The sequence below is a fragment of the Pseudomonas sp. KK4 genome (assembly GCF_001984065.1).
Taxonomy (GTDB): Bacteria; Pseudomonadota; Gammaproteobacteria; order Pseudomonadales; family Pseudomonadaceae; genus Aquipseudomonas.
Window position 1 is genome coordinate 1 of the sequence record NZ_LYVP01000083.1, and the last position, 23,678, is coordinate 23,678.

18 protein-coding genes are annotated in these 23,678 nt (G+C 62.5%); 5 read left to right on the forward strand and 13 right to left on the reverse strand.

Going from position 1 to position 23,678, the window contains the following annotated elements; all coding sequences use genetic code 11:
• The 4 genes from B0W55_RS21940 to B0W55_RS21955 all read right to left on the reverse strand — a co-directional run.
• The coding region (locus B0W55_RS21940; RefSeq protein WP_139340956.1) for a SulP family inorganic anion transporter at positions 1-820 on the reverse strand (820 nt) is incomplete at its 3' end.
• 199 nt (positions 821-1,019) lie between these two features.
• The gene (locus tag B0W55_RS21945; protein WP_077048007.1) at positions 1,020-1,913 is read right to left on the reverse strand and encodes an NAD-dependent epimerase/dehydratase family protein; all 894 of its coding nucleotides are present in this window, start codon (positions 1,911-1,913) and stop codon (positions 1,020-1,022) included.
• 103 nt (positions 1,914-2,016) lie between these two features.
• Entirely contained in the window at positions 2,017-2,928 is a 912-nt protein-coding gene (locus B0W55_RS21950) for a LysR family transcriptional regulator (RefSeq protein ID WP_077048008.1), read from the reverse strand.
• Positions 2,929-3,083: 155 nt separating this feature from the next.
• Positions 3,084-3,674 carry an NAD(P)H-dependent oxidoreductase gene (locus tag B0W55_RS21955; RefSeq protein WP_077048009.1) on the reverse strand — a complete coding sequence of 197 codons (591 nt, stop codon included), beginning with the start codon at positions 3,672-3,674 and terminating at the stop codon, positions 3,084-3,086.
• Between the two features lie 161 nt (positions 3,675-3,835).
• On the opposite strand from B0W55_RS21955, the gene B0W55_RS21960 reads away from it, so the two are divergent.
• Entirely contained in the window at positions 3,836-4,150 is a 315-nt protein-coding gene (locus B0W55_RS21960; protein WP_077048010.1) for a putative quinol monooxygenase, read from the forward strand.
• On the opposite strand, the gene B0W55_RS21965 is transcribed toward B0W55_RS21960, so the two are convergent.
• On the reverse strand, positions 4,140-4,904 hold the full coding sequence (locus tag B0W55_RS21965) for a sulfite exporter TauE/SafE family protein (RefSeq protein ID WP_077048011.1): 765 nt from the start codon (positions 4,902-4,904) through the stop codon (positions 4,140-4,142). The genes B0W55_RS21960 and B0W55_RS21965 overlap by 11 nt on opposite strands.
• Before the next feature lie 231 nt (positions 4,905-5,135).
• On the opposite strand from B0W55_RS21965, the gene B0W55_RS21970 reads away from it, so the two are divergent.
• The 3 genes from B0W55_RS21970 to B0W55_RS21980 all read left to right on the forward strand — a co-directional run bounded on the left by B0W55_RS21970 (position 5,136) and on the right by B0W55_RS21980 (position 8,062).
• Positions 5,136-6,038 (forward strand): LysR family transcriptional regulator, encoded by a 903-nt coding sequence (locus tag B0W55_RS21970; RefSeq protein ID WP_077048012.1) that lies wholly within the window; start codon positions 5,136-5,138, stop codon positions 6,036-6,038.
• Between the two features lie 102 nt (positions 6,039-6,140).
• The gene (locus tag B0W55_RS21975) at positions 6,141-7,544 is read left to right on the forward strand and encodes an amino acid permease (RefSeq protein WP_077048013.1); all 1,404 of its coding nucleotides are present in this window, start codon (positions 6,141-6,143) and stop codon (positions 7,542-7,544) included.
• Between the two features lie 167 nt (positions 7,545-7,711).
• Positions 7,712-8,062, forward strand: a complete 351-nt coding sequence (locus B0W55_RS21980) for a cupin domain-containing protein (protein ID WP_077048014.1) — start codon at positions 7,712-7,714, stop codon at positions 8,060-8,062.
• Between the two features lie 161 nt (positions 8,063-8,223).
• Here the strand turns inward: B0W55_RS21980 and mmsB are convergent, their stop codons facing one another.
• Positions 8,224-9,111: a 3-hydroxyisobutyrate dehydrogenase gene (mmsB, locus tag B0W55_RS21985; protein WP_077048015.1), complete on the reverse strand. Its 888-nt coding sequence runs from the start codon at positions 9,109-9,111 to the stop codon at positions 8,224-8,226.
• A gap of 10 nt (positions 9,112-9,121) precedes the next feature.
• On the reverse strand, positions 9,122-10,666 hold the full coding sequence (locus tag B0W55_RS21990) for a CoA-acylating methylmalonate-semialdehyde dehydrogenase (RefSeq protein WP_077048016.1): 1,545 nt from the start codon (positions 10,664-10,666) through the stop codon (positions 9,122-9,124).
• Positions 10,667-10,814: 148 nt separating this feature from the next.
• Here B0W55_RS21990 and B0W55_RS21995 point away from each other — a divergent pair, with 148 nt between their 5' ends.
• The gene (locus B0W55_RS21995; protein ID WP_077048017.1) at positions 10,815-11,762 is read left to right on the forward strand and encodes a LysR family transcriptional regulator; all 948 of its coding nucleotides are present in this window, start codon (positions 10,815-10,817) and stop codon (positions 11,760-11,762) included.
• On the opposite strand, the gene B0W55_RS22000 is transcribed toward B0W55_RS21995, so the two are convergent.
• From B0W55_RS22000 to recC, 6 genes are all read right to left on the reverse strand, one after another.
• Positions 11,759-12,220 carry an OmpA family protein gene (locus tag B0W55_RS22000; RefSeq protein ID WP_077048023.1) on the reverse strand — a complete coding sequence of 154 codons (462 nt, stop codon included), beginning with the start codon at positions 12,218-12,220 and terminating at the stop codon, positions 11,759-11,761. The two genes, B0W55_RS21995 and B0W55_RS22000, sit on opposite strands and share 4 nt — an antisense overlap.
• A gap of 60 nt (positions 12,221-12,280) precedes the next feature.
• Positions 12,281-13,537 (reverse strand): diguanylate cyclase domain-containing protein, encoded by a 1,257-nt coding sequence (locus B0W55_RS22005; protein WP_077048018.1) that lies wholly within the window; start codon positions 13,535-13,537, stop codon positions 12,281-12,283.
• Positions 13,534-14,109, reverse strand: coding sequence for a YfiR family protein (locus tag B0W55_RS22010; protein ID WP_077048019.1), 576 nt, complete (start codon positions 14,107-14,109; stop codon positions 13,534-13,536). The genes B0W55_RS22005 and B0W55_RS22010 overlap by 4 nt, the downstream gene beginning before the upstream one ends.
• Before the next feature lie 185 nt (positions 14,110-14,294).
• A complete protein-coding gene (gene recD / locus B0W55_RS22015; protein WP_077048020.1) occupies positions 14,295-16,403 on the reverse strand; it encodes an exodeoxyribonuclease V subunit alpha in 2,109 nt (702 codons plus the stop codon).
• Entirely contained in the window at positions 16,400-20,092 is a 3,693-nt protein-coding gene (recB, locus tag B0W55_RS22020; RefSeq protein WP_077048021.1) for an exodeoxyribonuclease V subunit beta, read from the reverse strand. Before recB ends, recD begins: the two co-directional genes overlap by 4 nt.
• A complete protein-coding gene (gene recC / locus B0W55_RS22025) occupies positions 20,089-23,541 on the reverse strand; it encodes an exodeoxyribonuclease V subunit gamma (RefSeq protein ID WP_077048022.1) in 3,453 nt (1,150 codons plus the stop codon). Before recC ends, recB begins: the two co-directional genes overlap by 4 nt.
• Positions 23,542-23,678: the final 137 nt, after the last annotated feature.

Sequence of the window (23,678 nt, forward strand, 5' to 3'; positions counted from 1 at the left end):
CACCCATGCCGCCGAACACGCCGGACACCATGTTCGCCGCGCCCAGCGCCACGCACTCGCGGTCCGGGTAGCCACGGCTTTCGGTGATCTCGTCGGTGAGGTTCAGGGTCAGCAGGGTTTCCAGCAGACCCACCAGCGCCATCAGGATCGCGTAGGGCGCGATGATGCGCAGGGTGTCGAGGTTCCACGGAATGTCCGGCAGGGCGAACGTCGGCAAGCCGCCGGCGATGTGTGCCATGTCGCCGAGGGTGCGGGTCGGCAAGCCGAGCAGGTACACCGCCAGCCCCACGCCCAGGATCGCCACCAGCGCCGGCGGCACCGTGCGGGTCAGGCGTGGCAGCACATAGACGATCGCCATCGTCACCAGCACCAGCCCGATCATGATGTACAGCGGCGGGCCGCTCAGCCAGCTATCGCCATTCTTGAAATGCTCCAGCTGCGCCAGGGCAATGATGATCGCCAGGCCGTTGACGAAACCGAGCATCACCGGATGCGGCACCATTCGCACCAGTTTGCCGAGTTTGAGCAGACCGAACGCCAGCATGATCAACCCGCCCAGCAACACGGTCGCCAGCAGGTACTGCACCCCGTGCTGCACCACCAGCGCAACGATCACCACCGCCATCGACCCCGCCGCCCCGGACACCATCCCCGGCCGCCCGCCGAACAACGCCGTCAACGTGCAAATGATGAACGCGCCATACAACCCCATCAGCGGATTGAGATGCGCCACCAGTGCAAAAGCGATGCATTCGGGCAGTAGAGCAAAAGACGTGGTGAGGCCGGCCAGGACATCGGCGCGCAGGTGTTTTGGTTTCATGGGGGACCGCAGGTTGGGATGCGAAAAGGAATGTGCGGATGGTACGGAAATGCGCAGGGCCCGGCCAGTTGCCGGGTTGCTGGAAACGCCTTCGCGAGCAAGCCCGCTCCCACAATCGACCGCGTTCCATGAGAAGGAATGCGCTCGAATGTGGGAGCGGGCTTGCTCGCGATGAACGATTACGCCGTCTACAGCGAACTCACACCATTTCGTTGCGAATCCACTCCACCACCGACGTACGCTTGGGTGCCCACCCCAGCAGTTCCCGCGCGTGCTTGCCGCGAACGCGGCTGTTGGAGCCCAGGCCGTAGTTGGCCATTTCATAACCCCATTCGGCTTCGGCGTCCTTGAGCGGCCAGTCTTGTGGTTTGCCCAGGTTCAGCGCCTGGGCCATGGCGGTGGTCATGTCGATGAACGACGCTTCGCCGCTCTCGACGAAATAGAAGGTGCCCGGGACGTTCTTGGTCAGGGCCAGCAGGTACAGCGCCACCACGTCTTCGATGTGCACGTTGGACCAGATGTTCTGGCCGCTGCCGACATGGCGCACCACGGCGCTTTTGCGTGCCTGTTTGAGCAGCCGCGGCAGTTGCACGCTGTCGCGATGCACGCCCAGGCTGTGGCCGTAGATCAGGGTGTTGCAGATGACGGCCGAGTTCACCCCGTCTTTCGCGGCGGCGAGGATCAGGTTGTCGATGGCCACGCGGGCCGCCTTGTCCACGGTCGGTTCCGGCAGGTTGTCTTCGACGTAGATGACGTCGCTGGATTTGCCGCCGGACGCATCGCCGACGATGCTCGAACCGCTGGTGTGCAGGAAGACCTTGTTTGTGCCGCGCAAAGCGTTGAGCAAGGCCTCTACTGCGCCGCGATGGTCGCTGCTGGCAGCGTTGATCACCGCGTCGGCGGCCGTAGCCTGTTTGGCCAACAGATCGCTGTCGTCGAGGGTGCCGATCACTGGGGTGATGCCCAGGGCTTTGAGTTCATCAGCCTGGTCGGCATTGCGCACCAGGCCCGTGACGTGGTGACCGGCCTGGATCAGGCCAGAGGCGATCGAGCCGCCGATAAAACCGGCAGCGCCGGTAACGAATACGTTCATGGGGAAACTCCCTGCGTGGATAAGTGATGGCACGAGTATCCGGCAGTGGTGCGCGACGAAAAATCCCCGCTGGCCCAATTCACTCTTGCGCAGGGATCACGAATCAGCCGTTGAAATCCTCAGAGGCATAAAGCGCCAGTTTTCCCTGGATGAAGTCGAGGAAACACTGAATCCGCAGGGCCAGCTGCGAGTTACGGTAGTACACCGCGTTGATCGGCTGGCGGTAGCCGCTGTTGAATTCCGCCAGCAGCACTTTCAAGCGCCCGGCACGAATGTCTTCGATGGTCATGTAGTGCGACAGGCTGGCGATGCCCTGGCCTTGCAGGGCCAGGTGGCGAATGGTCTCGCCGCTGGAGGCGCTGAGCGAGGCCTGGATCGGCCAGCGATCGCCATGCACGTACCGCAACGGCCACTGGTTGAGGCCCTCGTTCTGGGTGAAGCCCAACAGGGTGTGATCGGCCAGGTCGGCGACGGCGGTCGGCGTGCCGTGCTTTTCCAGGTAGGCAGGGCTGGCGACAATGTGCAGCGGGCTGCATCCCAGGGAACGGGCGTGCAGGGTCGAATCGGCCAGAGTGCCGATGCGGATGGCGATGTCGGTGCTTTGTTCGAGCAGGTCGATGATCAGGTCGTTGCTGTTGAGTTCAAGCTGGATCTCTGGATAGAGCCTGCGGAATTCGTCGATGTAGGGAACGATGGCGTGCAGCATGAACGGCGATGCGGCGTTGATGCGCAGTCGCCCGGAGGGTGTTTGTTGGCGTGAGGACAGGCGCTCTTCGAGTTCGTCCATCTGATCGAGAATCAGCTTGGCATGCTCGAAGTAATACTTGCCCTCCTCGGTCAGGTCCATGCGCCGTGTGGTGCGGTTGATCAGCGTCGTGTCGAGCTTGGCCTCCAGCCGCGACAACGTGCGGCTGACCGCTGACGGGGTCTGCCCGACCTGCTCGGCCGCCGCCGAAATCGACCCGCATTCAATCACGCAGACGAAAATCTGCAACTCGTCGGATCTGGCTTTCACGTGGGTTCCTTATCGATAGCGCCTTAGGCCGCGCAAAATTTCCAATGTGGCGAGGGAGCTTTTGTGGTGAGGGGATTTATCCCCTCACCACAGTAGAGCCCCCCATCACACAGGCATCAGTGCCACAGGTTCAGGCTTTCGATAGTAGCCGAGCGTTACGCCTTAAGGCCAAACACCTCGGTCAAATGCCGCTCGTAACGCGCCACATCGCCCTCGATTTCCGGGCGTTTCATGACGTCGACGGCGAGGAAGGTCGGCAGGCCGGTCATGCCCAGGAACTCGTTGGCCTTGTGGAACGGGAAGTACACCGCGTCCACACCCTTGCCTTCGAAGAAGTCGGTCGGGTCGTCGAAGGCTTGCTGCGGTGCGTTCCAGGTCAGCGACAGCATGTACTGCTTGCCGTGAATCAGGCCACCGCTGCCGTACTTCTGCGACGAGTCGGAACGGGTGCGGCCGTCGCTGGCGTAGAGGCTGCCATGACCTTCGGTGAAGACTTCGTCGAGGTACTTCTTCACGGTCCACGGCGCGCCCATCCACCAGCCGGGCATCTGGTAGATGACCACGTCGGCCCACAGGAACTTGGCCACTTCCTCGGCAATGTCGTAACCCCCGTCAATGAAGGTGGTTTTCACATCGACGCCGCCGCGATCCAGCACGCTCAACGCGGCTTCATGCAGGGTGGTGTTGTAGCGGCCGTCGGAATGCGCGAATTGTTTGCCGCCATTGAGCAACAGGACTTTTTTCATGGGGATCTCGGGAAGGTCAGAAATTGGATGGCGGCACCTTAGCGATGCGCCTCGCGCGGAGTAAGCGGCAATCTCGCAAAACTCATTTGACCTACGCGCACGAATCGAAAGCCTATTGTTGCTTTAGACTGGCGGCCAATCTGACAACAGGAGCGATTTTCATGAGTGACATCCAGGGTTTCATCCTGCACGCCAAGACCCGTCCGGAAAAATCCGACGCCTTCGAAGCGTTTTTCAGCGGCTACGTAGAAGCCAGCCGCGCCGAACCCGGCTGCATCGAGTACCACATGCTGCGCGACAAACAGGACCCGAGCCTGTTCATCTTCTTCGAGATCTGGCAGTCCCAGGCGCATCTGGATGTGCATTCGAACCTGCCGCACATGAAGCAATTTCTGGCACAGCGTGATGAATACCTGGAGCGCGACTTTGAGATCCGTGCCATCGAGATGCTCAGCCCGTCCTCCGCTAGCCGCTGATCAATAAATGGCCGCCGAGCAATCCCAGGCCAATGAAGAACACGCGCTTGAACAACACCGCGCTGATCCGCTGGCGCAGCCACTGCCCCAGCCACATGCCCAATACCGCCGGGATCAGCGCCAGCAGCGAGGCGCTCAATTCGCTGCCGCCGAGGGCTCCGCGCCATAACAATCCTGCGGCCAGGGCCAGGGTCGAGACGGTGAATGACAGGCCCAGGGCCTGCACCAGTTCATCCTTGTTCAAACCCAGCGCTTGCAGGTAGGGCACCGCCGGGATCACGAATACGCCCGTGGCCGAGGTGATGATGCCGGTCAGCAGGCCGCACAGCGGACCGAGCCAGCCCTCTTGGCGCCCATCGACATGCAGGGGTGGCAGCAGCAGCCCGCTCAATGCATAGAGCAACAACGCCGCGCCCAGGCCCCGCACCACCCAATGCCCGCCTGCCATGCCGATCCACAGCGTGCCCGCACCGGTGCCGATGAAGATGGCCAGCAGCATCGGCCACAGGCGTTTGACCAGCCCTTGCAGGTGACCGCCGAACGCCAGTTGCCAGACGTTGGTGAGCGTCGCCGGGATGATCAACAGTGCCGCTGCCTGCGATGGCGCCATAGCCAGGCCGAGCAGGCCCATCGACAGGGTTGGCAGGCCGAGGCCGATCACGCCTTTGATGGTGCCGGCCAGCAGAAAAGTGGCGATGACCAGCAAAGACAGGGCCAGGCCGAGGTTTTGGTAGAAGTCGATTAGCGTGTTCATGGGGTGATGGTGAGCTGGAATCGAGCGATTGAAAATCTGCCATATACTGAGGGTGCCTCTTGCTGGACAGCAGGCTCAAGCTCAGGCAACGGCCACTGACGCCTTCGCGGGCAAGCCACGCTCCCACAGGTGTCGTGTCGTTCACATAATGGTTGAACGACACGAAATGCTGTGGGAGCGGGCTTGCCCGCGAAGAGGCCCGCCCAGCCACCGCATCGACAAAGGCCGCCAATGCACTTCGACCTCACCGACCTGCGCCTCTACCTGCATATCCTCGACACCGGCAACATCACCGCCGGCGCCGCCCGCAGTCATCTGTCCCTGGCGGCAGCCAGTGCGCGTATCCGCGCCATGGAAGCCTCGCTGGGCATTGATTTTCTCGAGCGCGGCCGTCGTGGTGTCACGCCTACGCCTGCGGGAAAAGCGTTGGCCCAACACGCCCGCACCCTGCTGCAACACGCCGAGCGCATGCAGCAGGACCTGGCCGAATACGCCAAGGGCGTCAAAGGCCAGATTCGCTTGCTGAGCAACACCACGGCGCTCACCGAATACCTGCCGGAGCTGCTCGCCGATTTCCTGTGCCAGCACCCCAACCTCGACATCGATCTGCAGGAACTGCCCAGCGCTCGCATCACCCACGCGCTGCGCCAAGGGGCGGCGGACCTGGGCATCGTCTCCAACGCCGTAGACACCCACACCCTCGACACCCTGCCCTTTCGCGACGATCCGCTGGTGCTGATCATGCCGCCCGATCACCCCCTGGCCAGTGGCGAGCCCCCGACCTTCAGCGACACCTTGCAGCATCAGTACGTCGGCCTGACCGCCAACAGCGCTCTGGCGGTGTACCTGGAGGAACAGGCCTTGCACACCGGTCTGCGCATGCAGATCCGCGTCCGCGCCGAAGGTTTTGACGCGGTGATGCGCATGGTTGCCCACGGCGCCGGGCTGGCGATCGTGCCGCTGGCGGCCCTGCGGCGCGGGTCGGGTGATCAACCGCTGACCTGCGTCGCGCTGAAAGAGCCCTGGGCTCAGCGAAAACTGCTGTTGTGCGCGCGCTCGTTCGATCATCTGCCCGGCTATGCCAGAGCCTTGTTCGAAGCGCTAGGTTCCGTAAACCGCAGTGAAAATCCGTGAAAACCGGCGTTTGGCCAAGCTGCCTGTATGACGAAGAGTTGACCGAGAGTAATATTCGCCCTTTGAAACAAGGCCTGGCCACAACAACCAGAAGGTAAACAGATGGCGGATGAAATCTTGCAACAGGGGACGCTCAAGCGGGGGTTGAAAAATCGTCATATTCAACTGATCGCCCTGGGGGGAGCCATTGGTACCGGGCTGTTCCTGGGATCGGCCGGCGTGCTCAAGTCCGCCGGACCGTCGATGATCCTGGGCTATGCGATCGCCGGGTTCATCGCCTTCCTGATCATGCGCCAGCTCGGCGAAATGATTGTCGAGGAACCGGTGGCCGGTTCCTTCAGCCACTTTGCCCACAACTACTGGGGCGGCTTCGCCGGTTTCCTGTCCGGCTGGAACTATTGGGTGCTGTATGTGCTGGTGGGCATGGCCGAACTGACGGCCGTGGGTAAATACATTCAATTCTGGTGGCCGCAGGTACCGACCTGGGTCAGCGCTGCGGTGTTCTTCCTGCTGGTCAACCTGATCAACACGCTGAACGTCAAAGTCTTCGGCGAGATGGAATTCTGGTTCGCGATCATCAAGGTCGTGGCCATCATCGGCATGATCGTGCTGGGCTGCTACATGCTGTTCAGCGGTACCGGTGGCCCGCAGGCATCGGTGAGCAACCTCTGGGACCATGGCGGCTTCTTCCCCAACGGCTACAGCGGCCTGCTGATGGCGATGGCCTTCATCATGTTCTCCTTCGGTGGCCTGGAGCTGGTCGGCATCACCGCCGCTGAAGCCAGCGAGCCGCGCAAAGTGATTCCCAAGGCGATCAACCAGGTGGTGTACCGGGTGTTGATCTTCTACGTCGGCGCACTCACCGTGCTGCTGTCGCTGTACCCGTGGGACCAATTGCTGCAAACCCTCGGCGCTTCGGGCGATGCCTACAGCGGCAGCCCGTTCGTGCAGATTTTCGCCTTGATCGGCAGCGACACCGCCGCGCAGATCCTCAACTTCGTGGTGCTGACCGCCGCGCTCTCGGTCTACAACAGCGGCGTCTACTGCAACAGCCGCATGCTCTACGGCCTGGCCGAACAGGGTGATGCGCCAAAAGTGCTGATGAAGCTGAACAAGCAAGGCGTACCCTTGCTGGCCTTGGGCGTCTCGGCGCTGATCACCATGCTCGCCGTGGTGGTCAATTACGTTGCACCCCACGAAGCCCTGGAGTTGCTGTTCGCCCTGGTGGTCGCGTCCCTGATGATCAACTGGGCGTTGATCAGCCTCACGCACCTGAAATTCCGCAAGGCCATGGTCCAGCGCGGTATCAAGCCAGGCTTCAAAGCCTTCTGGTCGCCGTACACCAACTACCTGTGCCTGGCCTTCATGGCCGTGATCATCTGCGTCATCTGGATGATTCCGCCGGTGCGCGCCTCGGTGTACGCCATGCCGGTGTGGGTGTTGCTGATCTACGGTTGCTATCGGATTCGCATGGCACGCCATCCCAAGCTGCCCGTGACTCAGTAAGCTGTCATAAAAAACGCCCCGGCATTCGATGAATACCGGGGCGTTTTTCATGGCGTCGAGGACATGGCCGCGCGTTTATGGACACATCGATGTCGAGTACAGACAACTCGGATCGGCCCAAGCCCGTCAGGATGCGCCTTCTGTTCTTTGCCTGGCCCGGAGTCATCATGACCGCAAACGCACCGATTACCGTTCTTCGCGACACTCACCCGCTGCCCGTGCTCGATGCCTGCAAATGGGAAAAACTCGAAGGCGACCCGCACACCGTCAACCTCAACGCCTACACCAGCGAAGACGGCAGCAAGATCATGGGCACCTGGATCTGCACGCCGGGCAAGTGGTACGTGGAATACGTGAAGTGGGAATACTGCGATTTCCGCGAGGGCTACTGCATCATCACCCCGGAAGGTAAGGAGCCGATCCACCTGCGTGCCGGTGATATTTTCGTCATCGAACCGGGCATGAAAGGCACTTGGGAAGTGGTGGAAACGGTGCGCAAGTATTTCGTTTTTGCCTGACATAAAAAAACCGGGGGATCACTCGACGTGATGTCCCGGTAAATGCCGATACGTACATGCAGTACCTGTGGGAGCGGGCTTGCTCGCGAAAGCGGTGGCTCAGCCAACGTTGAGGTTGACTGACACTCCGTCTTCGCGAGCGAGCCCGCTCCCACATGGGTTCATTGCGGCTTGCGATAGCCGTTGATGATCGCCGAGAAATCGCTGCCACCTTCCCCGCGCAAACTCATTGCCTGATACAACTGCTGGGCCACTGCGCCGAGCACTACCGGCTGATGGGCCTGGCGCGCCGCTTCAGTCGCCAGCCCCAGATCCTTGAGCATCAATTCGGCACCGAACCCACCGGTGTAGCCGCGCGACGCCGGCGCCGTTTCGACGATGCCCGGCCACGGGTTGTACATCTCCGAACTCCAGCAACGCCCGGTCGAGCTGTTGATGATGCCCGCCAGCACCTTGGTGTCGATACCCAGGGCATCGCCCAAGGCCATGGCCTCGCTGACGCCGACCATGGAAATCCCCAGCAGCAGGTTGTTGCAGATCTTGGCGATTTGCCCGGTCCCGACTTCGCCGCAATGGACGATGTTGCGGCCCATCTGCGCCAGCACCGGTTGCAGGGTGGCAAACAGTTCTGCCGTGGCACCAACCATGAACGTCAGCGTGCCTGCCGCCGCCCCGCCAGTGCCACCGGAGACCGGTGCGTCGGCCATCGCCACGCCTTGTTTGGCCGCAGCGGCGGCCACGTCACGGGCGGTCTGCGGATCGATGGTGCTGCAATCCACGGCAGGCACGCCTTTGCCGATCCCGGCCAGCACGCCGTTCTCACCCAGCCAGACACTGCGCACATGCACGGCGGCCGGCAGCATGGTGATCACCAGCTCCGCGCCCTGGGCCGCTTCCCGAGCCGAGGCGCTGATGCTGCCGCCCAGTTGCTCGAGTTCCGCCAGTACGTCTTTGTTCAGGTCCACCAGATTCAGCGAATGGCCGGCCTTGATCAGGTTGCGCGCCATCGGCGCGCCCATGTTGCCCAGACCGATAAAAGCGATTTTCATGTCCGGCTCCTTAACGCAAGTTGATGGTGGTGTTCACACCGTCGTTGACGCTGTCATCGTCGAACCAGCGACTGGTGACGGTCTTGGTCTGAGTGTAGAACTGCACCACTTGCTTGCCGTACGGGCCGAGGTCGCCGAGTTTGGAACCACGGGAACCGGTGAAGCTGAAGAACGGGACCGGCACCGGAATCGGGATGTTGATGCCGACCTGGCCGACGTCGATTTCGGTCTGGAATTTACGCGCCGCCGCACCGCTCTGGGTGAACAGGCCCGTGCCGTTGCCGAACGGGTTGGCATTGACCAGGGCGATGGCCTGATCGAGGGTGTCGACTTCCAGCACCACCAGCACCGGGCCGAAGATTTCCTGGGTGTAGATCTGCATGTCGGTGGTCACGCCCGAGAACAGGGTCGGGCCGACAAAGTTGCCGTTCTCGTAACCTGGAACACTGATCTGGCGACCGTCGAGTTCCAGCTTGGCGCCTTCCTTGATACCGCTTTCGATCAGATCGAGAATCCGCGCCTTGGCTTTTTTCGAGATCACCGGGCCTACGTCAGTGCCCGGCTCGCTACCGGCGTTCACTTTGAGTTTCTGCGCCAGCGCCTTGAGGTCTGGCAGCCACTGCTTGGCCGCGCCGACCAGCACGACGACAGAGGTCGCCATGCAGCGCTGACCGGCCGCGCCGAAACCGGCACCGACCAGGGCATTGAGCGCCTGTTCACGGTTGGCATCGGGCAGTACCACGGCGTGGTTCTTCGCGCCCATCATCGATTGCACGCGCTTGCCGTGTTTGCCGGCCAGGTCGTAGACGTGAGTACCGACGGCGGTCGAGCCAACGAAGGAAACGGCCTTGATGTCTTTGTGGGTGCAGAGCCCGTCCACCACGTCCTTGCCACCGTGCACGACGTTCAGCACACCGGCCGGAATGCCCGCTTCAATCGCCAGTTCCACCAGCAGCATGGTTGACATCGGGTCCTGTTCGGACGGCTTGAGGACGAAGGTGTTGCCGCAGGCAATGGCCATCGGGAACATCCACAGCGGGATCATCGCCGGGAAGTTGAACGGGGTGATGCCGGCGCACACGCCGATTGGCTGGCGCAGGGTGTAAGTGTCGACACCGCCGGCAACGTTTTCAGCGAACTCGCCCATTTGCAGGGTGCCGATGGAGCAGGCGTGCTCGACCACTTCCAGGCCACGGAAAATGTCGCCCTCGGCGTCGGCAAGGGTCTTGCCCTGCTCGGCGCTGAGCACCGCGGCGATGCGTTTGGAGTGCTCGCGAATCAACGCCTGGAGCTTGAGCATGATGCGCATCCGCGCGCCGATCGGGGTCAGCTTCCAGGTCTGGAAAGCGCGATGGGCGGCGCTGATCGCGGCGTCGACTTCTTCGGCAGTGGCGAACGGCACTTTGGCCAGCACTTGCTGGGTCGCCGGGTTGACGATGTCGTGCCATTCGGTGGTCTTGGATTCGACCCACTCCCCGTCGATCAGCAGCTTGACCTTTTGGACACCTGCCTGTGTATCGCTGAGGGTTTCGTTAGGCGTGAGCGAAGCATTCATGTGGGTCTCCGGACATTGTTTTTATCGGAAGGAGCCAAGGCGAAAAGCTCGCCCTGAGATGAGGCGTGTGCCGCGATGGGTTTCGGGCTGTTTTTGGAGTATAGATGTGCAAACATCTAACAAGAACGCACATAAAAGCCGGTCCAACATGCAAAAAAACATCACGTCGTTAGGCTCGCTGAACTGGGACGACCTCAAGTTTTTCCTCGAAGTGGCCAGGACCCGCAAGGCCAGCACCGCGGCCAAGCGCCTGGCGGTCGACTACACCACCGTGTCGCGACGCATCAGTTCGCTGGAAGCTTCATTGGGCACACTGCTGTTCGAGAAGTCCCGGACCAGCGGCTTCGTCCTGACCGCCGAAGGCCAGCGATTGCTGGGCTACGCCGAGTCCATCGAAAGCACGCTGCACATGGCCTGCGAACAGGTGTCGGGCTCCGGCGTGGCGTTGTCGGGGCATGTGCGCATGGGCTGCACCGAAGGCTTCGGCAGCTTCTTCATCACCCCGCAATTGAGCCACTTCGTCGACGCCTACCCCGCCATCTCGGTGGACATCCTGCCCCTGCCGCACTTCATCAGCCTGTCCAAACGCGAAGCCGACATCGTCATCGCCCTGGAACGGCCGGAGCACGGCCCGTACGTCTGCTGCAAACTCTGCGATTACCGCCTGCAGCTGTACGCGACCCAGGACTACCTCGACAGACACCCGGCCATCCGCCGCCCGGCCGATCTGGGCAAACATTCATTCATCAGTTACGTGGATGACCTGGCCTTCAGCTCGGAGCTGCTGTACCTGGCCAACGTCCTGCCCGGCGCCAGCGCCAACCTGCGCAGCACCAGCGTGATCGCGCAGTTCGTGGCGGCGCAGCAAGGGAGGTCACTGGCGATTCTGCCCTGCTTCCTCGCGGCTCAGGATCCGCGCTTGCTGCCGGTGCTGCCGGAGGAGATCAACATTACTCGGCAGTTCTGGATGTACTGCCGGGAGGATTTGAGGAAGCTCAAGCGGATCACCCTGTTGTGGGATTACATCCGCTCAGTCACAGAACAGAATCAGGGCCTGCTGATGGGTGAGTCTCGGGAGATGCTGTTCGCCGATTAATCGGCACTGACTACAATCGCGACCCGGCGGTTTTCGGTGCGTCCTGACGCGGTGTCGTTGGAGGCCACGGGTTTGCTGCTGCCCAGGCCACGCAGCTGGATGTTGTCCTGTTTCATGCCGACAGAGGCGAGGACGCTGGCGACGCTTTTGGCGCGGCGCACAGAGAGTTGTTCGTTATAGGCCTCTTTGCCCGAGGCATCGGTGTGGCCATCGACCCTCACCCGATCGATGCCGACACCCAGCAGCGACTTGCCGATGCGCTGCACGATTTCGCTGCTCTGCGCGTTCAGGCTATCGACGTCGCTGCCGAACAGCACTTTGCCGGACAGGCCGAAAGCCCAGCCTTCGTCGGTCAGCTCGAATCCTTGCTGTTTGAGGACGGCGATCTGCGCCGGGGTCAGGCCTTTTTGTGGCACCGTTTGGCAACCGCTCAGGGTCAACACGGCCATGACCAGCATGAGGGTGAGCAATCGCAGCGAACGTTGGGTGAGTGAGTACACGGAAATTCAGCTCCTGGGTTAAACGTCGGCGACAGGGTGCTCCGACCCTGCCGTGTGTTGCGCGCCCCGGGCGAGGCGCTTGGCTTGATACATGGCGCTGTCGGCCGCATCGAGCAGGGTGCCCGGCGTGGCGCCGTGATCGGGGTACACGGCGATGCCGATGCTGAGCGAGGTCAGCACCTCGTTGGCACCCGGCAATTCGATGGGGTCTTGCATGCTGGCGATGATCTTGTCGGCGATCCGTTCGGCGTCTTCGGTCTTGTGCAGCGGGGTCAGCAGCACCGCGAATTCGTCGCCGCCCAAGCGCGCCACCAGATCTTCTTCACGCAGTTGCGCCCGGACTCGATTGGCCACGGACACCAGCACCGCATCACCGGCCGCGTGGCCGAAGCTGTCGTTGATTTCCTTGAAGCGGTCGCTGTCGAGAAACAGCACCGCGACCCGCTCATTCTGTTTGTTGGCGTTGCGCAGCGCGCGCATCAGGCGACCTTCGAAAAACGCACGGTTCGGCAACCCCGTGAGGCTGTCATGACTGGCCTGGTGGGCCAGGGTCTGGTTTTCGTTTTGAAGGTGGGTTTGCCAGGATTCGAGTTCATCGAGCAGGGCATTGAAGTCATTGCCCAGGTTGTCGAGTTCGGCGATGGCGGCGGCCGGCACGCGCCGGTCGAAGGCGCGCTCGCTGCGTGCGGCGTGGGCCACCGCGGCCAGGCTGCGCAAGGGGCCGGTGATGCCGCGCAGCTGCCGGCGCGCCAGGAACAGCGCCACCCAGGCGCTGATCGCCGTGCACAGCACGATGCCCGCCAGGCCACTGAGCAAAAAGCGCATCAGGCTGCCGCCGTGGCCGGTCAGCAGAATGCTGCCGATCTCCCGATCCTGATGAAGGATCGGCATGCTGATGGGCTCTGCCAGGAAGAGTTTGGCCAGCTGCATTTCGAGCTCGCTGAACAACCCGGTTTCCGGTCGCTGCCAGCGCGCCAGCAACTGCCCCTTGGCGTTCAGTACCTGGGCATCGGCCACTTCTTCGGTGGAAGCGATCAATGCCAGCGCTTCGTTGGCGGCGGCCTTGTCGTTGAACACCACGGCGGCTTGCACGGTGTAGTCGATGGAGCGTGCGATCAGGTGCAGGTTGTGATCGGCATACACCCGCAGGGCCAGGATACCCAGCAGGGTCAGAGAAACACTGGCCATGATCACCCCCACCAGGGCGACGGTCAGGTGACCGCGGCCGATGACCGAGCGCAAGGTCGGACGATTACCCGGTTTGGATATTTTCATGGCGCCGCCGTTTTGCGACGGGACAATTGCAGCACGCTCGGATGGATGCGCACACCGCTGCGGGCGACGGAGTCCAGGTTGACCTCAAACGAGACCTGGTCATCGCTGACCCGCAGGCAAAACAGACTGCCGACGGTGCATTGATCATCGCTTTCACTGATGCTCAATACCGGGCGGCCGGTCAGCGAGGTGAACAGCCGATTGCGCTCTGTGTCGGTCAATTTGCCGATGTACAGCGCGTCGCAGTCCGTGGTGATGGCGGGGTTGTCGGCCAGCAGGCGTTGAACGGTGACCGGCCGCCCCGTGGCCTGGGTGGTGCCCTTGAGCAGGTCGTCGGTGTACTCGGTGGGGCCGACCACACACAGGCGAAGTTGTGCAGGTTCAACCGGCCAACGGGCGTAGCTGAGAATCCCGAGTACCGTGTCGGTGACCGACCTGGCGCGCTGATCGGCGATGCCAACCGGCGTTTGCGCCTGAGCGAAAACCCCGGCGGACAACAAACAGAGAAGCCCGGCGAGCAGTGTCTGTGCACAACCCATGACACGCCCTGTCGTCCTGACAGCCACCTTCATGCAGGGATTCTCTTCGATCGTAACCAAATGATGCCGCAACGATAGCATAGCGGTGCAAGGCCAGCGATACCGGGCCTGTAGGAGCGAGCTTGCTCGCGATGAACGACAAAACACCGCGGGGCGCCGGCTGCCGGCGTTATCGTTCACGACCATCGCGAGCGAGCTCGCTCCTACAGGGGTGCCTTTCAGTCGGGGGTATCGATGCCTTCCTTCAACTCCAGCATCAACCCGCTCAGGCGTTTGACCTTGCGTCGCACGGCCTCTTCGAAGACGCCGGCACGGGGCTCGATCAGCGTGAACCAGTCCTTGGCCCGGGTAATCCCGGTGTAGATCAGCTCCTTGGTGAGCACCGGATTCAAGGCATCGGGCAGGATCAGCGCGGTATGCGCAAATTCCGAGCCCTGGGATTTATGCACGGTCATCGCGTACACGGTTTCGACGTCATTAAGCCGGCTCGGCAGCACGAAACGCACCCCGCCCTGTCCGTCGTTGCGCGGGAAGGCTACGCGCAGCACTTGCTTGCCCGCCTCCGGCCCGTCACGTTCGGGAAGTTTGAGGGCGATGCCGATGTCGCCGTTCATCAGGCCCAGGCCGTAATCGTTGCGGGTCATCAGCACTGGCCGACCTTCGTACCATTGCTGGTCGCTGTCGATCAGCCGGGCCTTGAGCAGCGCCTCAGTGATGCGCTGATTCAGCCCTTCCACGCCCCACGGCCCCTTGCGCACCGCGCACAACAATTGAAAGGCATCGAAAGCTTGCAGGACGCTCCGGGCCCACTCGGTCCAGCGCGAATCCTCCAGCGCGGTGCCGAGGGTCGGTCGCTGGTTGCGCAGTACCGTCAAGTAATGCCGATACCCCTGCGGCCCTTGCGCGTGCCCTTCCAGCAGCATGCGTTCCAAGGACCGATCCTGTTCATTCTTGAGCGATACATTGAACACGTCGGCGTGGCTGCGAGCCGCCAACAACTTGCGCGCCTCTTCGGGCTGCTGCTGGTTGACCCAACGGGCCAACTGACCGATGCCGCTGCCTTCGCCGAAGCGTCGCGAATGGCGCAACATCACCACTTGCTGCGCCAGCGGATGCAGGCCCTGGGTGTCTTCCTGCAACTCGCTGGCCGCCAGGTTTTCGCCGCTGACCGATTCCAGCCACTGGCGCGTCTGTGGGCTGTACCAGCCGGCTTCCGCGTCGCGGCACAAGTCCCCCAGCACCGCACCGGCCTCCACGGACGCCAACTGGTCCTTGTCCCCGAGCAATATCAGACGGGCATTGGCCGGCAGGGCATCGAGCAGGTTGGCCATCATTTCCAGGTCGATCATCGAGGCTTCGTCCACCACCAGCACATCCAGCGGCAAGCGGTTGCCAGCGTGGTGGCGGAAATGGCGGGTGCCTGGACGGCTGCCCAGCAGACGGTGCACGGTGGTGACGTCCGACGGGATTTTGCTACGGATGTCGTCACTGACTTTGAGCGTACGAACCTGCTGACTGATGGATTCGGTCAGGCGCGCCGCCGCTTTACCGGTGGGCGCGGCCAGACGGATGCGCAATGGCTGGCCCGCTTCGACCGCCGGCGCCTGGAGCAAGGCCAGCAGACGCACGACGGTGGTGGTCTTGCCGGTGCCCGGACCCCCGGTGACGATGCTGAAGGCACCGCGGGTTGCGAGGGCGCAGGCGAGTTTTTGCCAGTCGATCACTTCACCGGGTTTGGCCGCACCGAACAATCCGGTCAGGCGCTGGGGGAGATCACTTGGCGTTGCTTCGTTCTGCGCCAGGCGTTGACGCAATGATTGGTCGATGCGCCGCTCGTAAGCCCAGTAACGGCGCAGGTACAGGCGTTTGCCCGACAACACCAAGGGGCATTGTTGCGCCGCTTCGCTTGAGTCCGCCGCCAACGCCACCAGTTTGCTGCCTGCCAGCACCTTGCACCAATGGGCGCCGTCCAGCGCCTCCAGCAGTTGTGACGGCAGCAGCATCACGCCACCCTGCACATCGCCTTCCGGCGGCAGCGACAGGGCGAAATCCGGCTCCTTCAAGGTTTCGAACAGGTCCAGGCAGACATGGCCGTGGCCCAATTGATGGCTGGTCAAGGCCGCGGCTAGCAACACCAGTGGGTCATCGTCGGGGGCCAGTTCATGGAGGAAAGCCACGAAGGCCTTGTCCAGCGCCCGCAGCCAGCCACGCTCGACCCAGCGGGTCAGCAACAGCAGCAAGTCGTCGGCGCGGCTCAGCGGCGCGAGGCCGGCCAGGCTGTCGGCGGTCAGCGACTGCGGCAGCAAATCAGCGAAGGTGCGGCTCATAGCAATTCTCCCTGTACCCATGCCGGTTCGGCCTTCGGTTCTGCCTTGCCCTGGAACAGGCGATCCAGTTGCTCGATGAGTGCTCTGGGTGGCCGGACAAAGTACACACCCTGGCTGGGCGCGCGGGTACCGCGCAGGAACAGGTACAACGCGCCACCGACGTGCCGGTCGTAGTCGTAGTCAGCCAGTCGGGCCTTGAGCTGGCGATGCAGGGCCAGCAGGTACAACACGTATTGCAGGTCGTAGCGGTTATCGAGGATCGACTGTTCCATGGCCTGCTCGGTGTAGGCCGCGTCGTCGGTGCCCAGCCAGTTGGATTTGTAGTCGGCGACGTAGTAGCGACCGTCGTGTTCGAAGGTCAGGTCGATAAAGCCTTTGAACATGCCGTTGAGCAACACCGGCTCCGCGGCCAGGCGAGCGGCGCCATTGTGGGTGTGTTGACGCACCAGTGCATCGAGCTTGAGCACATCGACTTTATGGCTGGCGAACCAGAACTCCATTTCGACCTGATATTGAGACAGTTGCTCGAAAACCACCGGAGGCTGGTCGACACCCACCGGCAGCGGTGATTTGAGCAGATGCTGCAGCCAGTCGCTCAGGGTGGTGATCCAGCCTTCCCAGCCGCGTCGATTGCAGCGCCGGGCGATGGCGTCCTCCACCGCTTGCGGCGCGGCGGAAAAACCCTCGTTGCCTGCCCATTCCAGCAAGCCGTGCAGGAAAGTGCCGGGGTTCGGCCCCCGAGGGAATCGATGGATATCGGCACCGCCGGCGAGCATCTCCCGAGGGGCATGTGGGTCGAGACGTTCGTCGTCGAACAGCTTCTGCGCCTGCGGGCTTTCCGGCGCCTCATCGCTGTCATCACTGAGGATGTCGCTCAGGCGCAAGGCGCTGTAGGAGGCGATCCACCAGTTTTCGCTGGCCTTGCGTTTCGGGACCAGCGGCGCGCGCAACGCCGTGTCGTTCTGCGGTGGATGGTAGTGCTCGGCGGAGGCTTCCGGCATCTGGCTGTAAGCCAGCGCGGGGCAGTCCTGTTGCAGATCACGCAACCAGCGCTCGAGCGCCTGGGATTCGGACAAGGCAGCGCCGCCGCCCAACAGATAACCCAGCGCCGACAGGTGCAGCACCGAGCTGTTGTTATTGCCGCGTTTGAGGTCCGTCACCCCCAGCCAGCAGGCATGTTGGGCACGGGTCAGGGCCACGTACAACAGGCGCAAATCTTCGGCCAGTCGCTCGTCGTCGGCCAGGGCGATCAACTCGGCAGTCGGGTTCAGCGTCACTTGAGCCTTGCCGTTGGCGTCGTGGTAATGCAGCGGCAAACGGCTGCCATCGACCGGCTTGGCCGAGCAAATGAATGGCAGGAACACCAGCGGATATTCGAGGCCCTTGGACTTGTGGATGGTCACCACTTTGACCAGTTGCTCATCGCTTTCCAGACGCAGAATCTGCTCTTCACCCGCCTGACCGGACAGCGACAGGTGCTCGGACAAATGACGGATCAACGCCTGCTCGCCGTCCAGTTCGGCGGCGGCCTGTTGCAGCAATTCGCACAGGTGCAACAGGTTGGTCAACACCCGCTCGCCGTCGTGGCGTGCGATCAAGGCCTGGGGCAGCTGGAAGTCGTGCAGCAGGCATCGCAGCATCGGCAACACGCTTTGCTTGCGCCATATCTCGCGGTAGCGGCGGAACTGCATGACCCGTGCTTCCCAGGCCATTTCGTCCTGGTTGAGCCGCTCCAGTTCGGCCAGCGACAGGTTCAGCGTGATGCTGGCCAAGGCAGCGCGCAAGGGACGCTCGACATCCGGCTCGGCGCAGGCCTTGAGCCAGGTCAGCACGTCGTGGGCTTCCTGGGCGGCGAACACCGAATCCTTGTCCGACAGATAGACGCTGCGCACACCTCGGGCGGAGAGTTCGGCGCGCACCACCTGTGCTTCCTTGCCGTCGCGAACCAGGATCGCAATGTCGGCCGGCAGCAGGCCTTTGGGGACCTTGCCGTCCTGCACGAACACCGCATGGCCTTGCTGGCCGCCATTGAGCAATGCAGTGATCTCACTGGCACAGGCGGCGGCCAGTTGTTGCCGGTATACAGTGCCGGACAATGGCTGCTCGGCCGGCAGGTGCCAGATATTCAGCGCGGGCACGGGCTGGCCGTCGATTTGCAGAACCTCTTTGCGCCCCTGGGACTCGACCGGCGAGAACGGCACCGGGTTATCGCCATTGCTTTGGCGAAACAGGAACGCACCGCGTCCGGCCTCGCGAACCTCGGCTCGCTCGAACACATGGTTCACGGCGCTGACCATGCCGTGGCTGGAGCGGAAGTTGGTGCCCAAGGTGTGCAGGCGACCGGCAGTCGCCTGGCGGGCGCGCAGGTAGGTGTAGATGTCGGCACCACGGAAGGCGTAGATCGCCTGCTTCGGGTCGCCGATCAGGAACAGGCCGCTTTCGGGATTGTTCTCCTCAATGCGATAGATGTTCTCGAAAATCCGGTACTGCACCGGGTCGGTGTCCTGGAACTCGTCGATCAGCGCGACCGGGAATTGCTCGCGGATCAAGGTGGCCAGACGCTCGCCCCCCTCGGCCTGCAACGCCGCGTCGAGGCGCAACAGCATGTCGTCGAAGCCCATTTCCGCCCGGCGACGTTTTTCTTCCTCGAAACGTGTACCGACCCAACGGGCGGCGTGTTGCAGGACGGCGGCATCGGGTGTCGGCAGGGCATCAAGGCTGGCTTTGAGGGCTTGCATCGCATCCAGGCCCGGATGATCGGGCGCCGGTCCGTTCTTCCAGGCTTCGGCCATCCCCTCGGGCGTCAGGCGCTTGGCACCTCCCCCGATATCCAGTTGTTCAAGGACCTCATCTTCGGCCCAGGCTTTGATCTTCTCGAACCAGGGTTCGAAGAAGCGTGCCTGCAACTTGGCACCGTGCACGCTCTTGCTGGCGACACCCTCGCGGCAGATGGCGAGCAACTCGTCAGCCCACTGACGCCATGGCATCTTGAGTTCCAGCAACCTGGCACGGCGCTCCTGCAAGGACGCCATGATCAACTGCGCAGGCGCCTGGCTTTCGACATTGCCGCGCTCGCTGGCGAACAAGCCGCGGACCCGGGGCAACAAGGCGGCCGGTCCGCCCCAGTTGCTGCGAACCCAGGTCAACGCGTCGCCTTGCATCGGGTAGCAAAACAGGCGCCAGTAGTCGCGCAGGACTTCACCGAGCAAATCGCTGTGATCGGTTTCCAGGGTTTGGGTGAACAGGCTGCCGCTGTCGAAGGCGTGTTCGCGCAACATGCGCTGACACCAACTGTGAATGGTCGAAACCGCCGCTTCGTCCATCCACTGCGCGGCGATGTCCAGACGATTGGCACAGCCGGGCCATTGCTCGGGCAGGTACTGTTCGCGCAGTTCGGCGATCAGGCCGTCGGGTGCAGGAGTTTCATCACGGAAATAACGGGCGGCTTCGGCCAGACGAGTGCGGATACGTTCACGCAGTTCCTTGGTGGCGGCGTCGGTGAAGGTCACCACGAGGATCTGCGGAGGCAACAACTCGCGCCCGAAGCCACTGGCCTCGGCGCCATGGCCGAGTACCAGGCGCAGGTACAGGGCGGAAATGGTAAAGGTCTTGCCGGTGCCGGCACTGGCCTCGATCAGTTGGCTGCCGCGCAGCGGGAATGCCAGGGCCAGGGGTGTTTTGCGGGTCATGGGCGCGCCTCCTCGCTGGACATCGAATGCCAGGGGGCTTCAAGTAATGGACGGTAGAGCGCGTTGCACCAATCGACGAAGCTCTCGTCGGCGACCAGGGCATCGTAATCGGCAAATTGCCGCGCCAGTGCCACGCTTTCGCGGCGTTCACCGTCAGTGTTCTGCCCATCGCCTTCATAGGCTTTGCGCGCGGCGGCCTGGGCTTTGTGCGGCTCGGTCTGGCCGAGCCAGGCGAAGGCGGTCTTGACGGCGATCGGCAGCGGCTGGCGCATGCCGGACTGCCAGGCCAGCAGCAGGTCACCCAGGATTCGCTGGGCCGATTGCGCTTCCATGGGTGCAAGCACGAGGCTGTCATCACTGGCCACCAATGCGGTAGTCATGGCTAGGCCACTGGCGCACGCGACCAGATGATTGACCCAGGGTTTGATCAGGCGATGCCACTTGCGTGTCTTGATCGAACCAATCTTGTTGGGGATGGTGGTGACGGACAACAGGCCACCGTCGGCGCGCTGGTGCAGGCCACTGATCCAGCCTTCGACCTGCAGGCCATGCAACTCCAGATTCACCGGCAGCGCACTGGTCAACGGAGTGGGCCATAGCGCCAGAAGGTGTTGATAACGTTGCAGCAGGTCCGGCAACGGCTCGATCAGTTCTCGCTGCAGGTATTCGCCGAATCCCGCCATCGGCAGCAGGCCGCTGTTTTGCAGGCGCCGTGCCCGGGACTCGAGCGCCTGATCGTGGTTGTCCAAATCGGCCAGGGCGGCTTCGAGTAGATTGTCGCTGAGGCTGTAGCGCTGCAACGAGTCGAGAACGAACGGCTCCTCGTCCGCCAAGGGCACTTCGGCGGCTTCGAAGAAGACCTTCAAGCGTTGGCTGAAGAAGTGCCGTACCGGGTTGCGCAGGAAATCCTGGAGTTGGCCGAGGCTCAGCGGCTCCTCCTGAACGTGGGGAGTGAGGATTTCGATATCGGCTGCTTGGTCGACGGCGTGATGCAGCACCTGCCATTCGTTGGCGTAGCTGAACAGCTTGTCGCCTTCATGGAAATAGCGGGCGCTAAAGGGTTGCAGTGGGTGTTCCTGGGTCAGTGCCTCAAGCAGGTTCTTTTCTGCACCGTCCACTCGCCAGCCACCGGCCAGGTGATCACGAAGCTGGCCGATCAGTACCGAGGCAGGTCGCTCGCTGTTGTCGCGAATGCTGCGTCCGACCCAACTGATGTAGAGCTGATCGCGCGCCGACAACAGGGCTTCGAGCAACAGGTAGCGGTCATCTTCACGCCGCGACCGATCGCCCGGACGGTAGTCGCTGCCCATGAGGTCGAAATCCAGCGGCGGTTGTGCCCGGGGGTAGTCGCCGTCGTTCATGCCTAACAGGCACACCAGCTTGAAGGGGATGGCGCGCATCGGCATCAGGGTGCAAAAGTTCACCGCACCGGCCAGGAAACGCTGGGACAAACGCCCCTGATCGAGGCCGGCGAGCCAGGCTTCACGGACAACGGTCAGGGGCAGTTGGTCCTGCAGGCCGACCGACTCGCAGGTCTCTAGCCAGGTTTCTCGCAGCGCCTCCAGTTGTGTCAGCAGGAAGTCGTCATGTTCGTTGGTGGCCTGGAAAAACAACGCCATCAATGCCTGCAAGCGCAGGCTCCACTGGGCGGGCGTTGCCGGTTGCGTGAGTTCTAGGTGGGCGATCTCCAGTGCGTCCAGCAGCGCCACCAAAGGCCCGATGAGCGCGGCGTCCAGGCCACCGATTTCGTCGTATGGCTCGATGCCTTCGCAGGTAACGGCGTTGCCCACCGCATAGCCGAGCAACATGCGGCGCAGGCCAAAGCGCCAACTGTTCTGCTCCAGCGCAGCGGGCAGGCCGAGGCCGGCACGCTGTTCGGCATTCATGCCCCAACGGATGCCGGCGCCTTCGATCCAGCGGTGCAGCGTCGGCAGGTCGCGCTCTTCGACGCCGAAGCGTGCGCGCAGTGAGGGCACGTCCAGCAGGTCGAGGATCTCGCTGACAGGGAAGCGACTGTCGGGCAGCTTGAGCAAGTGCTCGACCGCGATCAGTAATGGATCGCGTCCGCGCTGTCCCTGGTCGGCCAGGGTGAAGGGGATGAAGCGCGGGTCGTGACGATCGAGTTGGCCGAACACTGCGCGGATGTGCGGTGCATAACTGTCGATGTCCGGAACCATGACAATCACGTCCCGGGGACGCAGGTTTGGGTCGGCGCTGAAGCGGGCGAGCAGCTGATCGTGAAGGATTTCGACTTCGCGTTGAGCGCTGTGGGCAATGTGAAAACGGATCGATTGATCTATCTGTGGATCCACGGCGGGCCAACGCTCGCGGGTTTCGTTCAGGGGACGCAGTTCCAGGATGTCGTCCTGCAACTGATTGAGCATGTTCAGTGGCTCGCCATCGCTGAACAGGTCGATGCGACCGTCGCGAAATGCCGAACGATAGCTGTTCGGATCATCGTAGCTGTCGAGCAGGTTGATGTAGTCGCGCCCCTGTTTGCCCCAGGCTGCCAGTAGCGGATGGGCATGCTGGTGCAGGTTTTGCGGGTCGAGCACGACGGGCATGCCGCTCTTGCGAGCCTGTCGTTTGTATTGATGCCGCAGCAGGTCTTTGTCGGCGACGATGTCTGCCCAGTGATGACGGCAGGGGTTGTGTACGCACAGCAGCACCTGACTGAATCGGGCCAGTCCGGCCAGGGCTTCCAGGGCTTGAGCCGGCAGAGAGGAAATCCCGAAAACGATCACTCGGGAGGGTAATCCTGCAGGGGCGACGTCGAGGCTGTTGATGCGTTCGACAAACCGCTGATGGACGCCGGCACGGCTCTGCGCCATGCCCTTCTCGCCGACATCCAGCAAGAGCGCTCGCCACAACTCAGCCTGCCAGCAGTTGGCCGGGGGTAGAGGTTTGGTTTCACCTCTGCCGTTACGCAGTTGATGCCGGCCCTGGGCCCAGTCTTCGAGCCAGTCGGCGCGGTACACCTGGTATTGGTCAAACAGGTCAGCGAGACGCTCTGCCAATTGATAGCGCTTGCGCAAATCGGTGTCGTTGGTCAGGAAGCGTTGCAGGGGCTCGAAGTGCGGTTGATTGATCAACTGCGGGAGCAGGCGCATCAGGCGCCAGGTGAGTGGTGCCTTGTCGAGCAATGAATTGGCGGGGATCTCTTCCCGCCCCAGGACCATTCGGTAGAGCTGCCACATGAAGCTGCCTGGCAACTGAACGTCGATGGCGGCAGCGATGCCGCAGCCGCCCGTGTCATCCTCTTCAGGGTCTTCGGCCAGTGCCAGCTTCAGCCACTGGGCAATGCCGTTGCTCTGCACCAGAGCGATTTCGTTCTCCAGGGGGGCCAGCGGATAACGCCGCATCCAGCTGACCACCAGGCTGCGCAACTCGTCCAGGCGGTTACCGTGAACCACCATAAAACCAGTACCGAGAGACGTCGCGTCCGGCATAAGGGCTTCCTTGAAGAATACAAACGTTAGGGCCGAACCTTAACATTGTCGGGAGGCTGTTACAGCGTGGACCTGCCCGGAGTTGCCCTGGCAACTTTTCTAGCGCGCAAAACAAAACCCCAACTGCTTTCGCAATT